22 protein-coding genes and 1 riboswitch are annotated in these 22,352 nt (G+C 52.5%); of the genes, 10 read left to right on the forward strand and 12 right to left on the reverse strand.

The genetic code is table 11. The features are described 5' to 3' along the window. Nucleotides 1–73: 73 nt before the first annotated feature. The 3 genes from ACO0LF_RS22105 to ACO0LF_RS22115 all read right to left on the reverse strand — a co-directional run bounded on the left by ACO0LF_RS22105 (nucleotide 74) and on the right by ACO0LF_RS22115 (nucleotide 2,191). Complete coding sequence (locus ACO0LF_RS22105) at nucleotides 74–961, reverse strand: amino acid ABC transporter substrate-binding protein (protein WP_423017966.1); 888 nt, start codon at nucleotides 959–961, stop codon at nucleotides 74–76. A 365-nt stretch (nucleotides 962–1,326) separates the two neighbouring features. Further along, nucleotides 1,327–1,695 (reverse strand): STAS domain-containing protein, encoded by a 369-nt coding sequence (locus tag ACO0LF_RS22110; RefSeq protein WP_423017968.1) that lies wholly within the window; start codon nucleotides 1,693–1,695, stop codon nucleotides 1,327–1,329. A 34-nt stretch (nucleotides 1,696–1,729) separates the two neighbouring features. Continuing rightward, on the reverse strand, nucleotides 1,730–2,191 hold the full coding sequence (locus ACO0LF_RS22115; protein WP_423017970.1) for an ATP-binding protein: 462 nt from the start codon (nucleotides 2,189–2,191) through the stop codon (nucleotides 1,730–1,732). Between the two features lie 209 nt (nucleotides 2,192–2,400). On the opposite strand from ACO0LF_RS22115, the gene ACO0LF_RS22120 reads away from it, so the two are divergent. The 4 genes from ACO0LF_RS22120 (at nucleotide 2,401) to ACO0LF_RS22135 (ending at nucleotide 9,061) form a co-directional block, all read left to right on the forward strand. Then, nucleotides 2,401–4,152 carry an ABC transporter ATP-binding protein gene (locus ACO0LF_RS22120; protein ID WP_423017972.1) on the forward strand — a complete coding sequence of 584 codons (1,752 nt, stop codon included), beginning with the start codon at nucleotides 2,401–2,403 and terminating at the stop codon, nucleotides 4,150–4,152. Next, complete coding sequence (locus ACO0LF_RS22125; protein WP_423018258.1) at nucleotides 4,142–5,908, forward strand: ABC transporter ATP-binding protein; 1,767 nt, start codon at nucleotides 4,142–4,144, stop codon at nucleotides 5,906–5,908. The genes ACO0LF_RS22120 and ACO0LF_RS22125 overlap by 11 nt, the downstream gene beginning before the upstream one ends. Before the next feature lie 8 nt (nucleotides 5,909–5,916). Further along, nucleotides 5,917–8,202 (forward strand): penicillin-binding protein 1A, encoded by a 2,286-nt coding sequence (locus ACO0LF_RS22130; RefSeq protein WP_423017975.1) that lies wholly within the window; start codon nucleotides 5,917–5,919, stop codon nucleotides 8,200–8,202. Nucleotides 8,203–8,557: 355 nt separating this feature from the next. After that, complete coding sequence (locus ACO0LF_RS22135; RefSeq protein ID WP_423017977.1) at nucleotides 8,558–9,061, forward strand: GIY-YIG nuclease family protein; 504 nt, start codon at nucleotides 8,558–8,560, stop codon at nucleotides 9,059–9,061. A 26-nt stretch (nucleotides 9,062–9,087) separates the two neighbouring features. On the opposite strand, the gene metC is transcribed toward ACO0LF_RS22135, so the two are convergent. After that, nucleotides 9,088–10,314, reverse strand: a complete 1,227-nt coding sequence (metC, locus tag ACO0LF_RS22140) for a cystathionine beta-lyase (protein WP_423017979.1) — start codon at nucleotides 10,312–10,314, stop codon at nucleotides 9,088–9,090. Between the two features lie 176 nt (nucleotides 10,315–10,490). Between metC and ACO0LF_RS22145 the strand changes: the two genes are divergently transcribed. Then, entirely contained in the window at nucleotides 10,491–10,970 is a 480-nt protein-coding gene (locus ACO0LF_RS22145) for an Lrp/AsnC family transcriptional regulator (RefSeq protein WP_423017981.1), read from the forward strand. Nucleotides 10,971–11,072: 102 nt separating this feature from the next. On the opposite strand, the gene ACO0LF_RS22150 is transcribed toward ACO0LF_RS22145, so the two are convergent. Next, nucleotides 11,073–11,855, reverse strand: coding sequence for an MBL fold metallo-hydrolase (locus ACO0LF_RS22150; protein WP_423017983.1), 783 nt, complete (start codon nucleotides 11,853–11,855; stop codon nucleotides 11,073–11,075). Between the two features lie 201 nt (nucleotides 11,856–12,056). Between ACO0LF_RS22150 and ACO0LF_RS22155 the strand changes: the two genes are divergently transcribed. Next, nucleotides 12,057–12,959 (forward strand): AEC family transporter, encoded by a 903-nt coding sequence (locus ACO0LF_RS22155; protein WP_423017985.1) that lies wholly within the window; start codon nucleotides 12,057–12,059, stop codon nucleotides 12,957–12,959. Between the two features lie 6 nt (nucleotides 12,960–12,965). On the opposite strand, the gene ACO0LF_RS22160 is transcribed toward ACO0LF_RS22155, so the two are convergent. The 7 genes from ACO0LF_RS22160 to ACO0LF_RS22190 form a co-directional block, all read right to left on the reverse strand. Further along, nucleotides 12,966–13,427 (reverse strand): DUF3592 domain-containing protein, encoded by a 462-nt coding sequence (locus ACO0LF_RS22160; protein WP_423017986.1) that lies wholly within the window; start codon nucleotides 13,425–13,427, stop codon nucleotides 12,966–12,968. Nucleotides 13,428–13,474: 47 nt separating this feature from the next. Further along, on the reverse strand, nucleotides 13,475–14,302 hold the full coding sequence (gene metF, locus ACO0LF_RS22165) for a methylenetetrahydrofolate reductase [NAD(P)H] (protein WP_423008883.1): 828 nt from the start codon (nucleotides 14,300–14,302) through the stop codon (nucleotides 13,475–13,477). Further along, entirely contained in the window at nucleotides 14,289–14,648 is a 360-nt protein-coding gene (locus ACO0LF_RS22170; protein WP_423008885.1) for a phage holin family protein, read from the reverse strand. The genes metF and ACO0LF_RS22170 overlap by 14 nt, the downstream gene beginning before the upstream one ends. 105 nt (nucleotides 14,649–14,753) lie before the next feature. Continuing rightward, nucleotides 14,754–16,178: an adenosylhomocysteinase gene (gene ahcY / locus ACO0LF_RS22175; protein ID WP_423017988.1), complete on the reverse strand. Its 1,425-nt coding sequence runs from the start codon at nucleotides 16,176–16,178 to the stop codon at nucleotides 14,754–14,756. A gap of 25 nt (nucleotides 16,179–16,203) precedes the next feature. Then, nucleotides 16,204–16,278, reverse strand: a riboswitch (S-adenosyl-L-homocysteine riboswitch). Between the two features lie 83 nt (nucleotides 16,279–16,361). Continuing rightward, the gene (locus tag ACO0LF_RS22180) at nucleotides 16,362–16,832 is read right to left on the reverse strand and encodes a GNAT family N-acetyltransferase (RefSeq protein WP_423017990.1); all 471 of its coding nucleotides are present in this window, start codon (nucleotides 16,830–16,832) and stop codon (nucleotides 16,362–16,364) included. A gap of 34 nt (nucleotides 16,833–16,866) precedes the next feature. Then, nucleotides 16,867–17,409 carry an adenine phosphoribosyltransferase gene (locus tag ACO0LF_RS22185; protein ID WP_423017993.1) on the reverse strand — a complete coding sequence of 181 codons (543 nt, stop codon included), beginning with the start codon at nucleotides 17,407–17,409 and terminating at the stop codon, nucleotides 16,867–16,869. A 33-nt stretch (nucleotides 17,410–17,442) separates the two neighbouring features. Further along, entirely contained in the window at nucleotides 17,443–19,425 is a 1,983-nt protein-coding gene (locus ACO0LF_RS22190; RefSeq protein ID WP_423017995.1) for a monovalent cation:proton antiporter-2 (CPA2) family protein, read from the reverse strand. A gap of 113 nt (nucleotides 19,426–19,538) precedes the next feature. Between ACO0LF_RS22190 and ACO0LF_RS22195 the strand changes: the two genes are divergently transcribed. Genes ACO0LF_RS22195 through lptA form a run of 4 tightly spaced genes read left to right on the forward strand, consistent with a single transcriptional unit; the run spans nucleotide 19,539 to nucleotide 22,352 of the window. Further along, nucleotides 19,539–20,579 (forward strand): KpsF/GutQ family sugar-phosphate isomerase, encoded by a 1,041-nt coding sequence (locus tag ACO0LF_RS22195; protein ID WP_423017997.1) that lies wholly within the window; start codon nucleotides 19,539–19,541, stop codon nucleotides 20,577–20,579. Continuing rightward, entirely contained in the window at nucleotides 20,579–21,127 is a 549-nt protein-coding gene (locus ACO0LF_RS22200) for a KdsC family phosphatase (RefSeq protein WP_423017999.1), read from the forward strand. Before ACO0LF_RS22195 ends, ACO0LF_RS22200 begins: the two co-directional genes overlap by 1 nt. Continuing rightward, nucleotides 21,124–21,768 (forward strand): LPS export ABC transporter periplasmic protein LptC, encoded by a 645-nt coding sequence (gene lptC, locus ACO0LF_RS22205; protein WP_423018001.1) that lies wholly within the window; start codon nucleotides 21,124–21,126, stop codon nucleotides 21,766–21,768. The genes ACO0LF_RS22200 and lptC overlap by 4 nt, the downstream gene beginning before the upstream one ends. Nucleotides 21,769–21,788: 20 nt before the next feature. Continuing rightward, nucleotides 21,789–22,352, forward strand: a complete 564-nt coding sequence (lptA, locus tag ACO0LF_RS22210; protein WP_423018003.1) for a lipopolysaccharide transport periplasmic protein LptA — start codon at nucleotides 21,789–21,791, stop codon at nucleotides 22,350–22,352.

A 22,352-nucleotide genomic window follows, 5' to 3' on the forward strand; every position in this document is an offset into this window, starting at 1 on the left:
TTAATATTTGCTGCAAAATGAGAAAAAGCCCGGGATAGCATCCCGGGCTTTTTTCATGATTGCAGGCTGCGTCTTAATTCACTTTATCGGAAGGGAAGCGTATGGTTTCCTTCAACAAAGAGCCCATGGGCCAGGCCAGGTTCATGTTTTTTGGTTGTATGGGTTTGGTAAACCATTTTTCATACAACTTGGTGATTTCTCCATCGGCCATCATGCGTCCCATTTCTGCATCTATGGATTTTTTAAAAGCAGCATCGCCTTTAGGCAGCATGATGGCATAGGCTTCAGATGCCAGCGGATCACCAACGATCGTCAGCTTGGCTGGGTCTTTTGCTTTGGCTTTCAAACCAAATAAAATCGCTTCATCCTGGGCAAACGCATCTACCTGGTTTGCTTCCAGCATGCTGAAAGAATCGCTGTGATCCTTGCCTTCTACCAGCTTCATGTTCAGGGCGCGTACCTTGTCACGTTCGAGTATGAATTTATCGGTAGAAGTACCCTTGGTGAAGACGACTTTCTTGCCTTTCAAGTCGGTCCAGTTCTTGATGCCTGAACTGGTACTGACCATCATGCGCAAGGTGGAAAAGAAATGCGGTATGGTGAAATCCACCTCTTTGCGGCGTTCTGCCGTATTACTGGTGGAACCGCATTCCATATCGGTCTTGCCGGATGTCATGAACTGTATGCGGTTGTCTGCGGTCACCGGAATAAAATTGATTTTCAACTGTGGTAGCTTCAATTCCTTCTTGAGCGCCTCCACCATTTTGGTGCAGATATCGATGGTGTAACCGATAGGTGCCTTATTTTCAGACAAGTAAGAAAATGGCAAGGCTGCTTCGCGATAAGCGATATTGATGGTTTGGCTTTTTTTGATACGATCAAAGGTGTCAGCCACTGACACCTGTGCAATAACGGCAGCCGACGCAAAAACGCCAGCCTGGAGAATACAGCGCAATTTCATATGATTTCCTTATGCTTTTTTAGCATGTAAGAAGCATTTGTTTGGAGGCTGTTGCAAAAGATGGGCTAGTGTCGCGCTCATGAAGCGCGCAGACATTGCCTGAGTATAGGTAATACCAGGGGCCGACGCAATCAGGCCGGATTATTTTGCAACAAGCATGGAGACTACAATAATGAGGGTGCGAATTATATAGTGCTATGAGGCAACTGCGGGAGAAGTAAACCTCTAGGTTTCCAGATCTGCTGTGAATTCAATTCTAAAATTACAAAAATTTTCTATTTTTACTTTTCATAAAAACAAAACATTGATACCAGCATCAACGCTTTTATGTTTTGTTTATTTCGTATAAATTGATCTTCAACCAATTAATCTTCAACCGCCTTGCGTTGCATATCGGCTAAATAGGCATCCAGCTCTGCTGTGCTGGTAAAAATTTCATTCAAAGGCGCGGCGCGCACGATTTCAAATACTTTTTGTACCTGGCGGCTGAGGTTGACGAAATAAGTCGTGCCGCCATGATTGCGCATGGTCTTGCGTATTTTGGCCAGCACCCGCAAACCCTCGCTGGAGATGAAGGTCAGTGCTTCCATGCTCATGACCAGTATCTTGACTTCTTCGCTGACGCTGCTGGCAAAGAACGCTTCAAGATCGGCTGCTGTACTGGTATCAAGGCTGCCTGCCAGGTCTATTCTTGCGGTGGGCAACTGGGTTTCGTCTATGGAAATTTCTAACACTGGCTGGCCTCTGTTTGTTGTCTATTCGTTGATATCAAGCTTTGACAAGAAATTTACGTATATGCAGATTATTCTGGCCTTGTGCATAGTTGTAATCAATATGATCAGCCAGCGCACTCACCAAGTACAAGCCCAGGCCACCCAGGGGGCGGTCGGCAAAATCCACCTCCAGATCCGGCTGACTAACGCCATGCAGTGGATTGTAGGCATGGGAATTATCCACCATATCCAGTACGATCTCGCGCTCTTGCAAACGCACATTCAGCTTGATCAATGCCGGGTCTTGTTCCGATGCGCCATGCTTCAAGACATTCACCAGGACTTCTTCTGCAATCAATTGCAAGTCATCGACGATATCTTCCGCCACATGTTGCGCACGCAATAAACCCGCCAGACAGGGTCTGACTTGTTCGTACAGCATACGCTGGCCATTAAAACTGATTTGCCAGCCGGCGCAAACTGCTTTTCGTGCTTGCTCTTCGGGCTGAAATTGCATGCTTATCGGTAAAGTACAATGATGGTTTCATTGTAGTCCTTAAATTGCAACGAAAATCAAGGCGTAGCAAATAGTTACTATTGAAACAATCAAAATCTCAATAAATAAAGCCAGGGTGAGGATACTGTATCATTTCTCGCTTTGCCATCATTCAAGGACTTGCCTTTGATACATGCAACCATTTTCTGTCTTACCAGTCTGAACCACCTATGAGTCTGTATCAGCTTTTAGCACAATTTATCCGCCAGCACTGGCGCCAGTACCTCAGTGCTGGCCTGATGCTGTTTGCCGTTGCTGTCATGACGGTCTTGATACCACGCCGTGTCGGCATGATTATCGATGGCATGGTGGCAGGACGTTTTGACAACACTGCCCTGATGTGGGAATTGTCCTGGTTGCTGGGCATGGGTCTGGCAATCTACTTCCTGCGGGTAGGCTGGCGCACGCAATTGTTTACGGCTTCTTATCAACTCGGCATGCAATTACGTACCCGTTTGTATGAACGCCTGAGTGTGCAGGGAAGCAGTTTTTTCCAGCAGCAAAGAACTGGCGACCTGATGGCGCTGGGCACCAATGATGCAGATGCCATAGAACTGGCCGCAGGCGAAGCCGCTCTTGCTGGTTTTGATGGCAGCATGACCTTTGCCCTGGTGATAGGCATGATGCTGCTGGGCGTGGACTGGCGGCTGGCACTGGCGGCCTTGCTGCCCTTCCCTTTCATGGCCTGGGCCTTCAAGCATATTACCCATCATATACAGGATGCCTCGCGCGATTCTCTCGACCGCTTCAGCAAACTCAATGACCAGGTGCAAGAGACTTTATCCGGCGTGCGCACCCTGCGCGCCCTTGGCCTGGAACAGCGCAGTGCTGCACAGTTTGCCGAGCTGGCGGAAAACGCCGCTGCTGCCAGCCTGAATGCGCAACGCTGGGAAGCAGCTTATGAACCTGCAGTGGGCCTGTCCCTGACTGCGGCTGGTGCACTGACGCTGGGCGTCGGTGGCTATCTGGTCTGGCATGGTGAAATGAGCATCGGTGCCTTGACCAGCTTTTCCATGTATCTGGGTCAGTTGATCTGGCCCATGTTTGCTGCGGGCTGGGTCTTGTCGCTGCTGGAACGCGGCAAGGCTGCATGGGCGCGGCTGGAACCGGTATTGACGCAGGAACTCAGCGTCAATGATGAAGGCAAACTGGATACACCACCAGCCGGTGATCTGGTCGTGGAGAATGTCAGCTTTGCTTACCCTGGACAAACCAGGCCAGCCCTGCAGGACATCAGCCTGCGTATCGCGCCTGGCCAGACCCTGGGTATAGTAGGCCCTACCGGCTCAGGCAAATCCAGCGTGGTGCGCCTGCTGCTGCGCCAGATCGAGGCGGCACAAGGTGAAGTTGCCTGGGGTGGGCATGCGCTGGCAGACTATAAATTGCAAGCCCTGCGCCTGTCTATCAACTGGGTGGCGCAGGAACCGTTTTTATTTTCGGCGTCGATTGCTGACAATATCTCGCTCAGCAATCCTGCCGCCAGCCGTGCCGAGGTCATGAAGGCAGCACAACTGGCATCAGTGGATGATGATATACAACGCTTCCCGCATGGCTATGACACGCTGGTGGGTGAGCGTGGTGTCACCCTGTCTGGTGGCCAGAAACAGCGCGTGGCCATTGCCCGCGCACTACTGACGGCCAGTCCTTTATTATTGCTAGACGATGCCTTGTCGGCCGTCGATACGCAAACCGAAACGCATATCCTGCAACATCTGGCAGAGCTGCGACAAGAACATCCTGAACGCAGTGCCGTCATCGTCAGTCACCGCCTGAGTGCGGTACTGGAAGCCAATCACATCCTGGTTTTGCGTGAAGGCAAAATTATAGAACAGGGCAATCACCAGACCTTGCTGGATTTGAATGGCTGGTATGCCACGCAATGGCGTTATCAACAATTGGAAGCAAGCCTGGATGCAGCCTGATACGAAACAATTACCCGCTGCCATGTCGGAGAAAAAACAGGCAGTGCATTTGCTGTTGCACGCAGCCCGCGATGAAAAACGCCATGTCTGGCTGGGCATTTTCTTTTTAATGATCGCCGCTGGCCTGGAAGCGGTTGGACCGTTTCTTGGCAAGGCTTTCATAGACCGTTACCTGTTGCCTCACCAGATGGACATGGGCATGGTCATAGGCTTGCTGGCCGCTTATGTGCTGACGGGCTGGGGTGCGACCTGGTTACGCTATTTGCAACTGACACGGCTGGCTGGTGTGGCCATGCGTTCAGTACGGCGCTTGCGTGAACAGGTGTATGGACATGTGCTGCGCCTGCCCATGGCTTTCTTTGACAAGGCGATTACCGGGCAACTGGTGAGCCGGGTGACGAATGACACTGAGTCGGTCAAGAACCTGTATGTTCAGGTGCTGTTCGTCATGCTCGACAGTTCCATCGTCGTCCTCGGTGCCCTGACTGCGATGGCCTTGCTGGAATGGCGTTTGATGCTCATCGTCCTCATGCTGATACCGGCGGTCATCATCATCGTCTGGTTTTACCAGCGCTGGAGTGCTCCCGCCGTCAGCAAGGCACGTCAGTTGCGCAGTGAAATCAATGCCCAGGTGGCAGAGAGCATCAATGGCATGAGCACGCTGCAAGCCAGCAATGCCGAGCGCCGCTTTGGTGAGCGCTTTGCCAAAACCAACCAATTGCACTATGCAGCAAGGCTGGATGAATTGCGTGCCAATGCCTGGCTGTTGCGGCCGGCGCTGGACCTGATGAATTCGATCTTGCTGGTAGTGGTGATTTTCACTTTCAGCCAGCGCAGTTTTTCTGGTGTGGAAATAGGCGTGCTGTATGCCTTCGTCAGCTACATCGCCCGCGTGGTCGAACCCTTGATACAGATCACCCTGCAATTTGGCCAGATACAGCAAGCTGTGGTGTCTGCTGCGCGTGTCAACACGCTACTGAATGAACACCAGCATGTACAGGCCAACAGCGATGCACGTATTACTGACGGCCACCTGACCCTGGACAAAGTCAATTTTGGTTATGACCCTGCGCGGCCAGTCTTGCATGACTTTAGCCTGGATATCCCGGCGGGCAGTTTTTATGGCATCGTCGGCCATACCGGCAGTGGCAAATCTACCCTGCTGAGTCTCTTGCTACGTTTTTATACGCCGCAGTCCGGTCGCATGGAAGTCGATGACCAGCCGCTGGCCAGCATCACGGACGCACACTTCCGCGAGAAGGTGGGGCTGGTGCCGCAAGAACCATTTTTGCTGGCCGCCAATGCCCGCGAGAATATCGCCATGGGGCGTGACATCAGCGAGGCAGATATCATCGCTGCGGCCAAGGCGGCACATGTCCATGATTTTATTTTGCAGCTGGAAAATGGCTACGATACGCCGCTGGGTGAAGGTGGGGCACGTTTGTCCACAGGGCAAAAACAATTGCTGGCAATCGCCCGCGCGCTGGCTGGCAAACCGCGCATCCTGTTCCTCGATGAAGCGACTTCGCATATCGACAGTGAAACCGAACAGGTAGTGCAAACCGCGCTGACAGAATTGCGCGGCAAGGTCAGCATCATCGCAATTGCCCACAGGCTTTCTACCATACGCGACGCCGACAGCATCATCGTGCTGAACCACGGCAAGCTGGCAGAGCAAGGCAATCATCAAGAATTAATGCAAGTGGAGCAAGGCATTTATCAGCGCCTGTATCTCTTGCAAACCCTGGAAGAGTAAGGATTAGCATGAAGAAGTGGATAGTGTTTGGTATCAGTGTCAGTCTCACCCTGTTTTTGGCAGGTCTGGCCTTTGTGTATTTTGTGGTGGCACCAGGCTTGCCCACCCTGGAAGCGGTGACAGATTACCGCCCCAAAATCCCGCTGCGCATCTATACCGCAGACAATGCCCTGATCGGTGAATTTGGTGAAGAGCACCGCGACTTTGTGCCTATCAAGCAAATCCCGGCAGTCATGAAAAACGCCTTGCTGTCGATAGAAGACGCACGCTTTTACGAGCATGGCGGTATTTCATTCATAGGTGCAGGTCGTGCCATTCTGGCGGACTTGCGCGGTGGCTTTCATCAGGGTGCATCAACTATCACCATGCAGGTCGCACGCAATTTTTTCCTCTCGAATGAAAAATCATTACCGCGCAAATTGAAAGAGATCTTGCTGACTTACCGTATCGAAGATGCACTCAGCAAAGACCAGATACTGGAACTGTATATGAACCAGATTTTCCTGGGCCAGCGCAGTCATGGTTTTTCCAGTGCTGCCAAGACTTACTTTGGTAAATCGCTTGATCAACTGTCCCTGGCAGAAGCTGCCATGCTGGCAGGCGTGCCACAAAACCCGGTGCGACATAATCCCGCCGTGAATTTTGAAAAAACCAAGCAAAGGCAATTGCTGGTCTTGAAGAGCATGGTCAGGAATGGTTTCATCACCGAAGCACAAATGGAAGTCGCTGCCAAGGAAGACATCAAGGTCGTCAAAGGCCAGCAATTCGATGCCCATGCTGACTATGTCGCCGAGATGGTACGCCAGAGTATTTTTGCGCAATACAAGGAAGACACCTACACCAAGGGTATCAAGGTCTACACCACTATCAACAAGGCTGAGCAAGAAGCTGCCTATGAAGCCGTACGCCGCAATGTCATGGCCTATGACCAGCGGCATGGTTATCGCGGGCCTGAGGCTTTCATAGAGCTGCCTGCGGATGAAGATGAACGCGACGATGCAATTGATGAGATTTTGCGCAAACACCCTGACAATGACAGACTGCAATCTGCCGTTGTCATCCAGGCCAGCGGCAAACTCATCAAGGCAGAACTGCAATCTGGCGAGGGCATAGAGATTTCTGGCGAAGGCTTGCGCTTCGCTGCCGGGGCATTGTCAGACAAGGCCAAGGCGGGCATGAAGATACGCCCGGGTGCCGTCATACGCGTGATACAGGATAATAAAAAACACTGGGGCATTACCCAGATGCCTGAAGTCGAGGGCGCTTTTGTCGCCATGAATGCAGAAGATGGTGCATTCCGTGCCATGGTGGGTGGTTTTGACTACAACCGCAAGAAATTCAATCATGTCACCAGCGCCTGGCGCCAGCCTGGTTCCAGTATCAAGCCCTTTATCTATTCTGCCGCACTGGAAAAAGGCTTTTATCCCGGCACCCTGATCAATGACGTGCAACTCTCGGAAACCTCGGACAATGACTTGCGCTGGGACCCGCGCAATGATGATGGAAAATATGACGGCCCCATCAGCATGCGCAGAGCTTTGGCGCAATCCAAGAACGTAGTATCCGTGAGAATATTGAAAGCCATCGGTGTTGACCATGCCAAGACCTGGTTGCCACGCTTTGGCTTTGACAAGGACAAGCACCAGGCCAACCTGACCATGGCCCTGGGTACGGGTTCGGTGACGCCTCTGCAACTGACTTCTGCCTATGCGGTATTTGCCAATGGCGGCTACTCAGTCAGCCCCTGGCTGATCAGCAAGGTGGTGGATGGCAAGGGTACGGTATTGTTTGAAAACAAGCCCGCTGCCAAAGCCCAGGAAGAAGCACGCGTCATCGATGCCCGCAATGCCTATATCACCGATGTCATGTTGCGCGAAGTGGTGCGTAGCGGCACGGGTGCCAGCGCCAGCGTTAAACTCGGCCGCCACGATCTGGCAGGCAAGACAGGTACTACCAGCGATGCCGTCGATGGCTGGTTTGCCGGTTATGCAGGCAATGTAGTGGCCGTAGCCTGGATGGGCTATGACGACCCTAAATCCCTGGGTGGGCGCGAATTTGGTGCCACCCTGGCCCTGCCTATCTGGATAGACAGCATGCGCGTGGCCCTGGCTGGCAAGCCGGAAGTGGCACGTGCCGTGCCTGAAGGTATCAGCAATGCCGAGGGGGACTGGATGTTCAATGAATTCTTGAATGGCGGTGGTGTACGCACCCTGGATATGGGAGATATTCCACAGGCTGCGCCAACAACCAGCTCGGCAACCACGACAGCCCCGGCAAATACATCGACACAGTAGTATGAAAAAGCCCGCAGATCGCTCTGCGGGCAAGTATCCTGACCTTTGGAGGTAAAACTTTTCAGGACTGGCGCATGGTAGTGGCTGCAAATGACATACTCATGACAGGCATCAAAAAAAAGCCCGCTAGCTTCAGCTAGCGGGCTTGAAATCCTGACCGGGAACAAGAACAGGATGGTGGTAATTCAGTAAGACATCAGGCTTAACAAACTTCTTTTGCGAATTGCTGTTTCGAACTTTTCAGCAACATCTAAACAACAAACAGAGCACAAAGCACCCTCTTATTCCGCGTCTGAAACCAGGTACATGTTTTGTAGACTGCTCTTCATCCCTTTACAAAATGTCAGGTTAAGAGATGACTACTTCCTACCGCCCCCAGAGGACCTTGCCGCGCGAACCGCAATTCATGCATGGCACGCCTGGTACTATCTACATTTTGCAAAACGATGGCTTGCGCCAGGGTCTGTACAAGATCGGGGCTACCCGCCGTTCTGGCGTTTCCAAAGCCATGGAACTCAACCGTGACCAGCAACAATTGATCCCTGGCGTCTATGAATGCGTATTCGAGCTGCATACCAAGGACTGCGGCCATGCCATGGATGAAATCCTGAAACTCTTCCAGCAACAACGCCGCGGTAAACGGGGCGATGAATTCTATGAATTCGACCTCGATGCAGCCGCAGAAAAAATCGCCAACACCATCGCCACCATCAACCGCCAGGGCCTGATACGCCAGCAACACACCCTCTCCATGATGCGTCACCTGGAACCGGATGAACCTACTACCAGCAATGCCGAAGCCTTCAGCCCACCGCCTGCCGGTATTTTCAGGAAGGCGATAGAGTGGGTGAATGGCTAAAAACCTGTTTAGCTTAGATGACTAGCTTAGATGACGGCTTTCAGATAACTACGCTCACGCACTGCTTCCTGATTCTTGCGCAAGGCCACAAAGCCTTGCTCAAGATCAGCCAATAAGTCCTGTACTGCTTCCAGCCCTACATGCAGGCGCAACATCGGTGACTGCCATTTATCGGCATTGACTGTGCGATACGATGCCGGGCTGGTCGGCAAGATCAAACTCTCAAAGCCACCCCAGCTAAAACCTATGCCGAACAAACGGGTGCGGTCTATCAAGGCAGCAACTTGCTGTTCTGTGATATCTGCGCGGAAAACTGCGCCCATCAGGCCGCAGGCATATTCAGGCTTGAAATCGCGTTTCCACAATTCATGGCCAGGGCTGCCAGGCATGGGTGGGTACAAGACTTCCGCCACTTCTGGCTGTGCCTGCAACCAGCGCGCTACTACGTGGGCGCTTTCCCTGTGTGCTGCCAGACGGGCTGCCAGGGTGCGCAAGCCACGCAGGGCCAATGCCGCATCATCTGCACCTATGGTCATGCCCAGTTGGCGATAAGTGTCGCGTATGCGCTCTTCCAGCGCGGCTGTGGTCAGGATCGCGCCCATCAGGGCATCGGAATGACCAACGATGTATTTGGTGGCGGCATGGATGGAGACATCGATGCCCAGATCAAAAGAATCCCAGCCTATAGGTGTGGCCCAGGTGGAATCAGACACGACGACAGCGCCACGCGCATGGGCAGCAGCGGCAATGCCGGGAATGTCCTGTATTTCAAACGTCAGGGAACCTGGTGACTCTACAAACACCACCTTGGTATTGAATTGCATGAGTTCTGCAATGCCACGGCCAACCAGCGGGTCATAATAAGTGGTGGTGACACCGATTTTCTTGAGCAAGCCTTCGCAGAACAAGCGGGTGGGGTCATATACGGTATCGACCATCAGCAAATGGTCACCCGGTTGCAGCAAGGCCAGCAAGGTGGTGGTGATGGCAGACAGGCCAGAGGGTGTCAGCATGCAGGCGGCAGCGCCTTCAGCGGCGCACAGGGCCTGTTCCAGCGCCTGTGTGGTTTCATTGCCGTGGCGGCCATACACGCGGCGCGTACCACAGGCATTTTTCAGGGAAGCAACATCAGGGAACAACATGGTCGATGCACGTACCACGGATGGATTGACAAAGGCCGCATGATCCTTACCCTTGCGACCTGCATGGGTCAGGCGGGTGGCAGTTTGCAATGGGGTTTCGACTAAGTTCATAAGGCATCCGTTTCTGTGTTTGCTGATTTTTACCCCGGCATAGCCCTTCCGTGAAAGACCTTGATTGCAGCAGGGGTAGTACAGGACAGATGCTAACAACAGCGCGAAAGAATTTTTTACCAAATTATTTAGAAATTCATGCTATTTTTAGAAAAATATCCTACAAATTGAAAAATATGGACAAAATTGATCTAGAAATTCTGAATATTTTGCAGAAAGATGCCTCAATTGCACTGGCTGATCTGGCCCAGGCCGTGCATTTATCGGTCACTCCCTGCTGGCGGCGCGTGCAAAAACTGCAGGAAGATGGGGTCATCAAACAGCAGGTGACCTTATGTGACCCGGTCAAGCTCAACCTTGGACTGACAGTCATGGTGGCGCTGAAAGCGGCCCAGCATAATGAGAAGTGGATGCAGCGCTTTATTGCCGGTGTCAGTGCGATTCCTGAAATTGTCGAAATCTTGCGCATGAGTGGCGAGATAGACTATCTGTTGAAAGTTTATGTGCCGGACATGGCGGGTTTTGACCAGGTCTATAAAAAGCTGGTGAAAGTGGCTGATTTGCAGGATGTCAGTTCCAGCTTTGTGATGGAAGTCATCAAGAACACCACGGCCCTGCCCTTGAATTATGCAGTGCTGAAAAGTGGTAAAGCCTAGACAGGCTTCATTTTCCTCGTAGGAGCGGCTTCAGCCGCGAATGCACGATGCGGCACGGATGTTCGCGGCTGAAGCCGCTCCTACAAAAGACAAGTCATTTGCTTATCCACGGAAACGGTAATGTTCTTGCGTAAACAAGTCTATGCCGCATTGCAGGTTTTCTATCCAGTCAAGAAATGCGGTGATAGCCTCCCTGCCCTGGAAGTAACGGCCATGCTGGGGCACCAGCATATCCACGTCCATCTTCCTGACCATGTTCGCCCACAAACGGCAAACCTTGTTGGACACCATATAGCGTTTATGAAAACCACTCATGGTATATACATGATCGAGGAATTGCGCCCTGGTGGTGATGGCAGATTCTATGTCGTGCGCATCAACCATGGATGCCCCGACGTCGCCAGAAAACAGGATTTTTGATTTGCTGTCGTAGAACTGGAAATTGCCTTCCGCATGCAGGAAATGCGCAGGTACGGCATGGATGATGGTATCGCGCAAACGTACCGGCATGCCCTCATCGGGGATACCAACGATGCGGCCTTCAGCGCGATTCAGATTACAAAAATGCGGGACAAAGCGTGACCATAATTTGGACACATACAGATCGCAATTGGTCCCCATCAACCATTTATCGAGTGCGCCTATGATGTCCGGGTCCTGGTGTGATGCGAACAGATATTTGAGATCCTTCTTGGGCAAATACTTATGCAGGCTCACCAGCAGCGCGTTATAGGTCAGGTTGCCGGAGGGATCTATCAGTGCCCCTTCACCTTCTGATACGACAAGGAACTGGTTGGCCTGGACGGCATGGTCTGCAGTATCGTCCAGCAGATCATTGAACATCACGCAGATGTGTTTGCCATCATTAAAAAGTTCTATCGCCAATTGATCCCCGCATACCTTAGGTGTGAAATCATATTGTAGAAAAACTGGCAAAGCCGCTCTTGACATGGATCAAGCCATGGCTAATTCGGCTCACATGAAATCTTGTCACCTGTGCTTTCTGCCACAGCACAAAGCAGATAAAGCGGCTAGACTCTTGTGAACAGAAGTAAAACCATACGCTCATTTTTCTGACAAGCCCGCATGATAGAACGCATACTTTCCATCATCCTTCCTGTGTTCATGATCATAGGCCTGGGCTTTGTCTATGCAAAGCGTAAAGGCCCTGCGGCGGCAGCCGATATGGTCTCGGTCAACCGCATCAGCATGGATGTGCTGTGCCCCTTGCTGATTTTCACTGCGCTGGCAGGCAAGGACTTTGATGTGGCCCACAATCTCTGGCTGATACTGGCAGGAGTATTGATTGCGCTGGGCTCAGGCTTGCTGGCCTGGCCGGTGGCGCGTTTGCTGGGTTATGACGTGCGCAGCTTTGTGCCGCCGATGATGTATAACAACTGTGGCAATATGGGTTTGCCGCTGGCGGCACTGGCCTTTGGCACTGCTGGCCTGTCGGCGGCGGTGGCGCTCTTCATGGCTTGCAACCTCGTGTATTTCACGGTGGGCATACGCATCATCCAGCATGGGCATCCTGATCATCAGGATAATCCCTGGCGCTTTTTGCTGAGCCCCATGATGCTGGCAATGGCAGCGGGCATGCTGTTTGCGGTCTTGCATATTCCCTTGCAACCTACCTTGTTCCTGGCCTTGAAGATGACGGGTGATGCCTGCATACCCATCATGTTGTTTGCACTCGGCGTGCGCATGCTGGACATCAATTTCGCCAGCTGGCGCATAGGCATGGCGGGTGCCATCGTTTGCCCTCTCGCTGGTTTGCTGGTGGCTGGGATACTGGAGTTGGCATTGCCGCTGACGGCCACACAGCGCGGCCAGATGTATCTGTTTGCCGCCCTGCCACCAGCAGTATTTTGCTTCATGGTGGCAGAACAATACAAACAGGAACCAGACAAGGTGGCGTCTATCGTTTTGCTCGGCAATGCCGCTGCGGTGCTATTCGTACCGCTGGGTTTGTGGCTGGGTTTGCGCTAGCTATGGCTACCTATATTGCCACAACCAGGCAGTCAGTGAAAAGAATAGCAATGCCAGGATGAGGCCGCCATAGGTAAAACGATTAAACCCGGGGATCAGCACGCTGGTACCCGGCCGCTCTGGATAATAATATACTTTCACTACAGCTTTGGCCGGAAACTTTGCCACGATATTGCGGGCAACACGCAGCGTTGGTTCGCCACCGAAATATGCGCGCCGCCCTTCGTACCTAACGCCATTCAGGGTATATTCATAACCAATCCCCAACCTGCTGCCAGGTCCCTCGTTGTTCGCCCCCGTCACCCGGAACACATTCACCGCCCAGGAATACACTATTTCCCCCTCAGTCGCAGGCCATGACCTGCTGCGCCATGCGCCCCAGAAGTCATACACGCCCACAGCAAAACAAAGCAAACCAAACACCGGCAGCATCAGACAGGCAACTTGAGGGAAAGAATCAAAATTCATACATGCACTGGTGGATACCCTTAGAGGAGCCTAAGACTGTGACTATATCAGACCAGGCGCTGCCAGATTGCTGTCGTTGCTGCTGCCTGGTTCAAAGAATAGAAATGCAGACCCGGCGCACCACCGGCCAACAGGCGTTCACACATGGCAGTCACCACATCCAGGCCAAAGGCTTTGATGGATGCAGTATCGTCGCCATAGCTGGCCAGCTTCAGGCGTATCCAGCGCGGGATTTCTGCGCCACACATTTCAGAGAAACGCTGTAACTGTGTGCTATTGGTGATAGGCATGATGCCTGCCACGATAGGTGCTGTCACGCCTGCCTTGCGCGCTTCTTCTGTAAAGCGGAAGTAGGCATCGGCATTATAAAAATACTGGGTGATGGCGGCATTGGCACCGGCATTCATCTTGCGCACGAAGCTGTTCAAATCATCTTGCGGTGAACGTGCCTGCGGATGCATTTCAGGATAGGCCGCTACTTCAATATGGAACCAGTCACCGGTTTCAGCGCGGATGAATTCCACCAGCTCATTGGCATAACGGAATTCACCGCCCATGCCATAACCGCTGGGCAAGTCACCGCGCAGGGCCACCAGGCGACGGATATCATTGGCCTTGAAATCATTCAGGATGGCGCGTATCGATGCGCGGGTGCCACCCACGCAGGACAGATGCGGCGCAGCATCATGGCCTTCACGACGTATCTCGGTCACGGTATCAAGCGTACCCTGTTGGGTAGTGCCACCGGCACCAAAAGTGACAGAAAAATATTTGGGTTTGAGTTCGGCCAGTTTGGCCCTTGTTGCACGCAGCTTTTCCGTGCCTTCCGCCGTTTTGGGCGGGAAAAATTCTATGCTGAAATCAGGCATTTTCATCTTTTTTCTGCTGCAATAATAAGGTCGAGAGTGCCCAGGAGATCACGCTGTACAACAAAGCGCCACCCACTGCAGCCCAGAAACCAGTGACATGGAAACCATCTACCATATTGGCTACTGCCCAGAACATCAGACCATTGATGATGAAGATGAACAGACCCAGGCTCAATACTGTTGCAGGTAAGGTCAGTATCAAGACGATGGGGCGGATGATGGTGTTGACCAGGCCCAGCACTACAGCCACGACCAGTGCGGTGCCGAAGCTATCGATTTGTACTGAGGAAATCAAATAAGGGATAGCCAGCAAAGCCAGCGCATTGACCAACCAGGTTGCCAGTAAACGCATACATGCTCCTGTTGTAGATGGATGAAGCTGTAGCCACAAGATACAGCTTCATTGCACACCTGTCCATGTCTGCAAATTGCAAACCCGGACAGGCGCTATAGTGGATTAATAACGGTAGTGATCTGGCTTGTAAGGGCCGTTTTGACTCACGCCGATATAGGCTGCCTGTTCTTCTGTCAGCACGCTCAGTTGTGCATTGAGTTTTTTCAATTGCAGACGCGCGACTTTTTCATCCAGGTGTTTAGGCAAAGTGTAAACGCCGACTGGATATTTCGCTGTATTGGCAAACAATTCGATTTGCGCAATAGTCTGGTTGGCAAAAGAAGAACTCATGACATAGGATGGGTGACCTGTACCGCAACCCAGGTTCACCAGACGGCCTTCTGCCAGCAGGATGATGCGTTTGCCGTCAGGGAAAATCACGTGGTCAACTTGTGGTTTGATGTTTTCCCAGGTGTATTGCTTCAATGCAGCGACGTCGATTTCATTATCGAAGTGACCGATATTGCAAACGATGGCCTGGTCTTTCATCTTCAGCATGTGTGCATGGCTGATGACATGGTAGTTACCTGTTGTCGTCACGAAAATGTCGCCGTGTTCAGCAGCATATTCCATGGTCACGACGCGGTAGCCTTCCATCGCTGCCTGCAATGCGCAGATAGGATCGATTTCAGTTACCCATACCTGGGCAGACAAAGCACGCATGGCTTGTGCAGAGCCCTTGCCTACATCACCGTAACCGGCGATAACAGCAACCTTGCCAGCGATCATGACGTCCGTTGCACGCTTGATGCCATCGACCAGGGATTCACGGCAGCCATACAGGTTGTCGAACTTGGACTTGGTGACGGAATCATTGACGTTGATAGCTGGGAAAGCCAGCTTGCCATCTTTGTGCATCTGGTACAGGCGATGTACACCTGTGGTTGTTTCTTCTGTCACGCCCTTGATTTCTGCCAGGCGTTTGGAGTACCAGGTAGCATCAATCGCCAGGTGTTTTTTGATCGCATTGAACAGACAGATTTCTTCTTCTGAACCTGGATTGGCCAGCACAGAAATATCTGTTTCAGCACGTGTACCCAGATGCAGCAGCAAAGTAGCATCGCCACCATCATCAAGGATCATATTGGAATAGCCGCCGTCTTTCCATTCGAAAATACGGTGGGTGAAATCCCAGTACTCATCCAGGTTTTCGCCTTTGAAAGCAAACACTGGTGTGCCGCCAGCAGCAATCGCTGCAGCTGCGTGATCTTGTGTGGAGTAGATATTGCAAGATGCCCAGCGCACTTCTGCACCCAGGGCCAGCAATGTTTCGATCAACACCGCAGTCTGGATAGTCATGTGCAGGGAACCGGTGATACGCGCACCTTTCAGAGGCTGGGTAGCCGCGAATTCTTCACGGATCGCCATCAGGCCTGGCATTTCTGTTTCAGCAATGCGGATTTCCTTGCGGCCCCAGTCAGCCAGACTCAGGTCAGCAACGAAAAAATCTTGGGAAGTATTGGATGTGTTTGTTACGACGGCGTTCATCACGCCCTCCTTTCTGATGAAAAAAGTAACGTGAGCGCGGTTATGGATATCCCAAGCCTGGCAAAAACTCGTAGTTTTCGTCGCAACGCTCCTTGGAAGATTTGAAGTATAGCGCAGCTCTGGCATTTTTGCTGATTTCTTGCGCTATCAAATAAATAAGCAAAAAAATCAGCAAATTCGCTGTCAGGACTGGTTTTGCGGATGATTTAGTTGTTTTTCAAAGCAGACAGCCTCTGCCTTGCCCACATATTTGCCAAAATTGGAAATGCGGACATAGCCGTGTTTTTCATAAAAGGCAACAGCACGCTGATTGATCAGGCGGGTTTCCAGGCGTAGCTTGCGGTAACCATATTCCTTGGCGGCACTTTCCAGATGTGTCAATACGGCAAGGCCGACACCGGCCACCTGGGCATACATGCGCTTGACTTCTGCCACGCCTTCACCCATGGGGCGAAAAGCGCCGCAGCCCACTGCCTTACCATCAGCATTACGGGCCAGCACAAACAAGGCACCCGGCACGCGCACATCTTCTGCATCAAAGGAGGAACGCCCGCTGCTGCCGGTAATATCAGCCAGGCGGACACAGAGTTCATCCAGTAAAGCCACAGCCTCGGGCAAGGCCGGGTCTACATTGGCAATGTGAAACTGATGCATGTGAGTAAGTACCAGCTAAGTACCAGCCAGCCTATCAATGGCCGTCGAAATTACAAACGGTGAACAATGGCAGGCCACTGTCCTGGATAATTTTTGAACCACCCAGTTCAGGCAAGTCTACGATGACAGCACCTTCCACGACTGTCGCCCCTAGGCGTTCCAGCAATTTCTTGCCCGCCATCATGGTGCCGCCGGTGGCAATCAGGTCATCAATGAGGACGACGCGGTCACCTTTTTTACAGGCGTCGGAATGCAGCTCTACTGTGGCGCTGCCATATTCCAGCTCATATTGCTCAGACACGGTATGGAAAGGCAGTTTGCCTTTCTTGCGGATAGGCACAAAACCCAGGTTCAGCTCATAGGCCACTACAGAACCGATGATGAAGCCGCGTGCATCCAGGCCAGCCACCACATCGAGCTTTTCATCCATGTAGCGGTGCACAAACATATCGATCAGCACACGAAATACTTTAGGATTTTGCAACAAGGGGGTAATGTCGCGAAACATCACGCCGGCTTGTGGCCAGTTTTCCACTGTGCGTATATGTTGTTTAATGTATTCGGCCGGATTCAACATCGAGCATGTCCTTCAATTTTTAAAAATAACCCGCTATTTTAACAGCCGCTGCTCTGCTCTAGCGACTGCTTCGGAAGTTCCCCTGACGACAACCACGTCGCCATTCTGTAAAACGATGTCATCCAGATGATCCAGCCTGGCCTTGCCACGCCTTACTGCATGGATATCAACTTCCAGTTCGACCAGCTTTAACTCAGCCAGATGCTGACCAATCGCATTGGCACGCTCGGTCAAGATGACAGTATGCAGGCGTATCTGCATGCTTTCCGGGCTATCGGCAGCGTCACTGGCACCGTGGAAGAAGCCGCGCAGGGATTCATAGCGCGCGTCCCTGGCTGCCTGCACCCGGTGCACCACGCGGCGCAGAGGCACACCCAGCATGACCAGGGCATGGGATGCCAGCATCAGGCTGCCTTCCATGAGTTCTGGCACAACCTCCGTCGCACCAGCCGCCCTGAGTTTATCCAGATCCACATCATCATGGCTACGCACGATGACCGGCAAGCTGGGGTTCATTTCATTGACGAAATGCAAAATTTTCAAGGCTGACGCGGTACTGGTATAAGTCACCACCAGCGCCGAAGCGCGGTTGACACCTGCCGCCAGCAGGCTTTCTCGCCTGGCTGCGTCACCATATGAGACATTGGCACCGGCAGTTTGCGCTTCCCGCACGCGGTCGGGGTCAAGATCAAGGGCATGGTAATCGATATTTTCTTCTGCCAGTATACGTGCCAGACTTTGCCCGCTGCGGCCAAAACCGGCGATGATGACATGCTTCTTGGTGGTCATGGTACGCGCGGCGATCTGGGTCAGTGCCAGCGATTGCATCATCCATTCATTGGCAGAGAATTTCATGACGATGGCATCCGACTTGGCCAGGATGAAGGGCGAGATCAGCATGGAAATCACCATAGATGCGAGTATCAATTGCACCAGCAGGGGATCGACCAGTTGCAAGCCACCCGCCTGATTCAATAAAACGAAACCGAATTCACCCGCCTGTGCCAGACCCAGGCCAGTGCGCATGGCAACGCTGGTGGAATTGCCAAAAACCCGCGCCAAGGCGGCAATCAGCACAAACTTCAACAAGACCGGCCCGGTCAACAGCAAGAGCACCAGCCAGAAATGCTCCAGCACCAGCCTTACATTGAGCAGCATGCCTACGGTGATGAAGAACAGGCCCAGCAAGACGTCGCGGAAAGGTTTGATGTCTTCTTCCACCTGATGCCGGTATTCAGTTTCAGAAATCAGCATGCCAGCGACGAATGCCCCCAGCGCCATGGACAGGCCAGCCCTCTCGGTCAGCCAGGCTGCCCCCAGGGTAATGAACAAGAGGTTCAGCATGAACAACTCTTGCGAGCGCCGCTTGACAACGATATGGAACCAGGCGCGCATGAGTTTTTGCCCTACCACCAGCAATAACACCAGCACCAGCACAGCCTTGCCACTGGCCCAGGCCAGGGTTTGCATCAAGTCTGGCGATTTTGAGGCCAGGGCAGGCACCAGGATCAGCAGCGGCACCACGGCCAGATCCTGGAACAGCAGCACACTGATAATTTGCCGCCCGTGCAGGCTTTCCAGTTCCAGTCTTTCCGTCAGCATTTTGGAGACGATAGCAGTGGATGACATGGCCAGCGCGCCACCGAGCGCAAATGAGGCTTCCCAGCTGATCTGAAACAATTGCGGCAGCCAGCGGCTGGCAGCCCAGCCAAAGACCATGCTGGTAAAGATGGTGACCAGTACTTGCGCCATGCCCAGGCCAAACACTGCCTTGCGCATGGCCATGAGTTTGGACAGGGAAAACTCCAGCCCTATGGAAAACATCAGAAAAACCACACCGAATTCGGCCAGCTCATGGGTAACTGCACCATCTTCGGCTACCCCAAAACCATGTGGTCCTATGAAAATACCCACCACCAGATAACCCAGCATGGGCGGCAGTTGCAACATGCGGAATGCGACCACGCCCAATACGGCGGCGGCCAACAATAATAGTGTAGTGTCTAGACCTGTCATGCTGCCTATTATTGCCGATTTATAGACCTGTCATCCTGCTTTTGGGCAAACATAATTCATTACGTTACAACTGGCAAAGTTTTTGCTTTGAGGATTTCGTTTATACTTCCGGCATGAATGAACTGAATGCACCTTTAACTTTTGAACAACAAGCCAAGGCCAACGCGGCCCTCGCTGCGCAACGCGCCCTGAAACTGGCTTGTGAAACCCTGCAAATCGAGGCCGATGCCCTGCTGGCCCTGCAAAAGCGCCTGGGCAATGGCGATGCTGCCGGTTTTTCTCAGGCGGTCAGCATGTTGTTGGCATGCCACGGTAGGGTCGTGGTCTCTGGCATAGGCAAGTCTGGTCATATTGCACGCAAAATTGCTGCTACCTTTGCCTCGACTGGCACGCCCTCGTTCTTTGTCCATCCGGCTGAAGCTGCGCATGGCGACCTTGGCATGGTGACATCGCAGGATGTATTTATTGCGATTTCCTATTCCGGTGAAGCGTCTGAGCTGATGTCCATCCTGCCCATCATCAAGCGCCTGGGGGTGAAACTGATCGCCATGACAGGCAACCCGGAATCCAGCCTGGGCAAATTGGCGGATATCCATCTGAATCTGCATGTCGATAAAGAAGCCTGCCCGCTGAACCTGGCACCAACGGCCAGCACCACGGTGACCCTGGCCCTCGGCGATGCACTCGCGGTGGCAGTGCTGGATGCACGTGGTTTTCGCGAAGAAGACTTTGCCCGCTCCCACCCTGGTGGCTCCCTTGGTCGGCGCTTGCTGACGCATGTCAGGGATGTCATGCGGGTTGATGAAGCCATACCGCAAGTCGGCCCGGAAACCAGCCTGAAGACGGCACTGCTCGAAATCACCAAAAAAGGCATGGCGATGACCGCCGTGGTGGATGAACAGCAGCAGGTGCTGGGTATATTCACCGACGGCGACTTGCGCCGCCTGATGGATGGCACCCGCGACTTTACCCAATTACGCATTGCCGATGTCATGAACCATAGCCCGCGTCGCATACGTCCGGAACAATTGGCGGTAGAAGCCGTCGAAGTCATGGAAACTTACCGCATCAACCAGTTGCTGGTCGCCGACGACCAGGGCAAGCTGGTGGGTGCCTTGCATATACATGACTTGACCAGGGCCAAGGTGATTTGATGGACATAGCTTTAATAGATGCAGCAGATGCAGCGACAGCAGGAGCCAGCAAGGTCAGATTAATGATCTTTGATGTAGATGGCATACTGACCGACGGCAGCCTGTATTTTGGGCCCGAAGGTGAAATGATGAAGTGCTTCAATGTGCTGGATGGCCAGGGTATCAAGCTCTTGCAACAGGCTGGCATCATCACGGCCATCATCAGTGCCAGGCAATCCGCCATCGTCAGCAAGCGTGCTGCCGATCTGGGCATCAGCCATGTTTGCCAGGGCATCCATGACAAAAAAGCCGCGTTCCTGGAATTGCTGGCCCAGCTGGCTATTCCCGCAGAAGCCTGCGGCTTTATCGGCGACGATGTCATCGACTTGCCCATCCTGACGCGCGTGGGCTTTGCTGCCAGCGTGCCAAATGCGCATGCAGAGGTGCAACAGCGCGTGCTCTACATCACCAGGGCCAGCGGTGGCCAGGGCGCAGCACGCGAAGTTTGCGACTTCATCCTGCGTGCCCAGGGTAAATATGAACAGGCTCTACAAGCATATCTGACATGAAATCCCATTTGACCATAGACCGCTTCCGCATCTGGCTGGCCGTGATACTGCTGGGCATACTGACCCTGGGCACCATCTGGGTCATGGAAGTCATACGTCGCAATGGCGACGATGAACAAAACCGCAGCGCAGCCAGATCAGCACCTGATTACTATGTAGAGAAATTCAATTTCATACGCCTGTCGAATAATGGCAAGGCCAATTACCATATTACTGGTGACAGCCTGGTACATCTGCCGCGTAACGACAATATAGAAATCAAGCATCCGCAGATCAACAGCTTTGATCAGGACCGGCCACCCTTGCATCTGCGGGCCGACCTGGCCGTGGTGTCGCAAAAATCCAATGTCATCACACCCAAGCGTGAGCATGATGAAGTGCATTTATATGACAATGTCAGCATGGAAAGGCCAGAGGGCCTGAGTTCGCAATTCGTGCATGTGGAATCGGATTATCTATTGCTATTGCCAGATGATGATGTTGTCAAGACCGATAAGCCCATCACCATCACCACCGGTAAATCGACATCGACCGCAACCGGTATGCTGGCCAATAACTCTACCCAACACCTGGCCCTGTTAAGCAAAGTCCGCATCCTGCTCAAGAAGCGTGAAGCGGTGAATGCAGTTAAAACCAAATAATTGAGAAAGCGATCATCTCCATGACACTTACTAAATTCGGCATTACCCATTTATTCGGCCTGGCCTGCCTGGGCCTGGTCAGTGCAACTGCATATGCAGAAAAAGCCGACAGCAACAAGGAAACCGTCATCGAAGCCGGTTATGGCGAGAGCGATGGCAAGACCAGCGTGCGCAGATTATCCAAGGGTGTCGCCCTGGTGCGTGGCACTCTGAATGTCAAGGCAGAAAATGCCGTCGTCACCGAGGCGCCGAATGGTGATCAATTTGTAGTACTGACTGGTGGCAGCAATCGCAAAGTCACCTTCCGCCAAAAGCGCGATGGCGGACCTGATCTGTGGGTAGATGGCGAAGCTGAACGTGCGGAATACAATCAAAGCACGGAAATCGTCAAATTCTTTTCCAAGGCCAAGGTACGCTATCTGGAAGGCACTAAAGTCACCCAGGAACAGGCTGGCGAATACCTGTCTTATGACAGCAAGAATGAAGTCTTTGTAGGCACTAACTCCACCAGTGGCCAGTTTGTAGAAGGTTCGGGCAGCCTGAAAATCATCTTGCAACCAAAACCAGAAAAACAGGCTAATTAA

The sequence above is a fragment of the Undibacterium sp. Di27W genome, assembly GCF_049340345.1.
GTDB lineage: Bacteria > Pseudomonadota > Gammaproteobacteria > Burkholderiales > Burkholderiaceae_D > Undibacterium.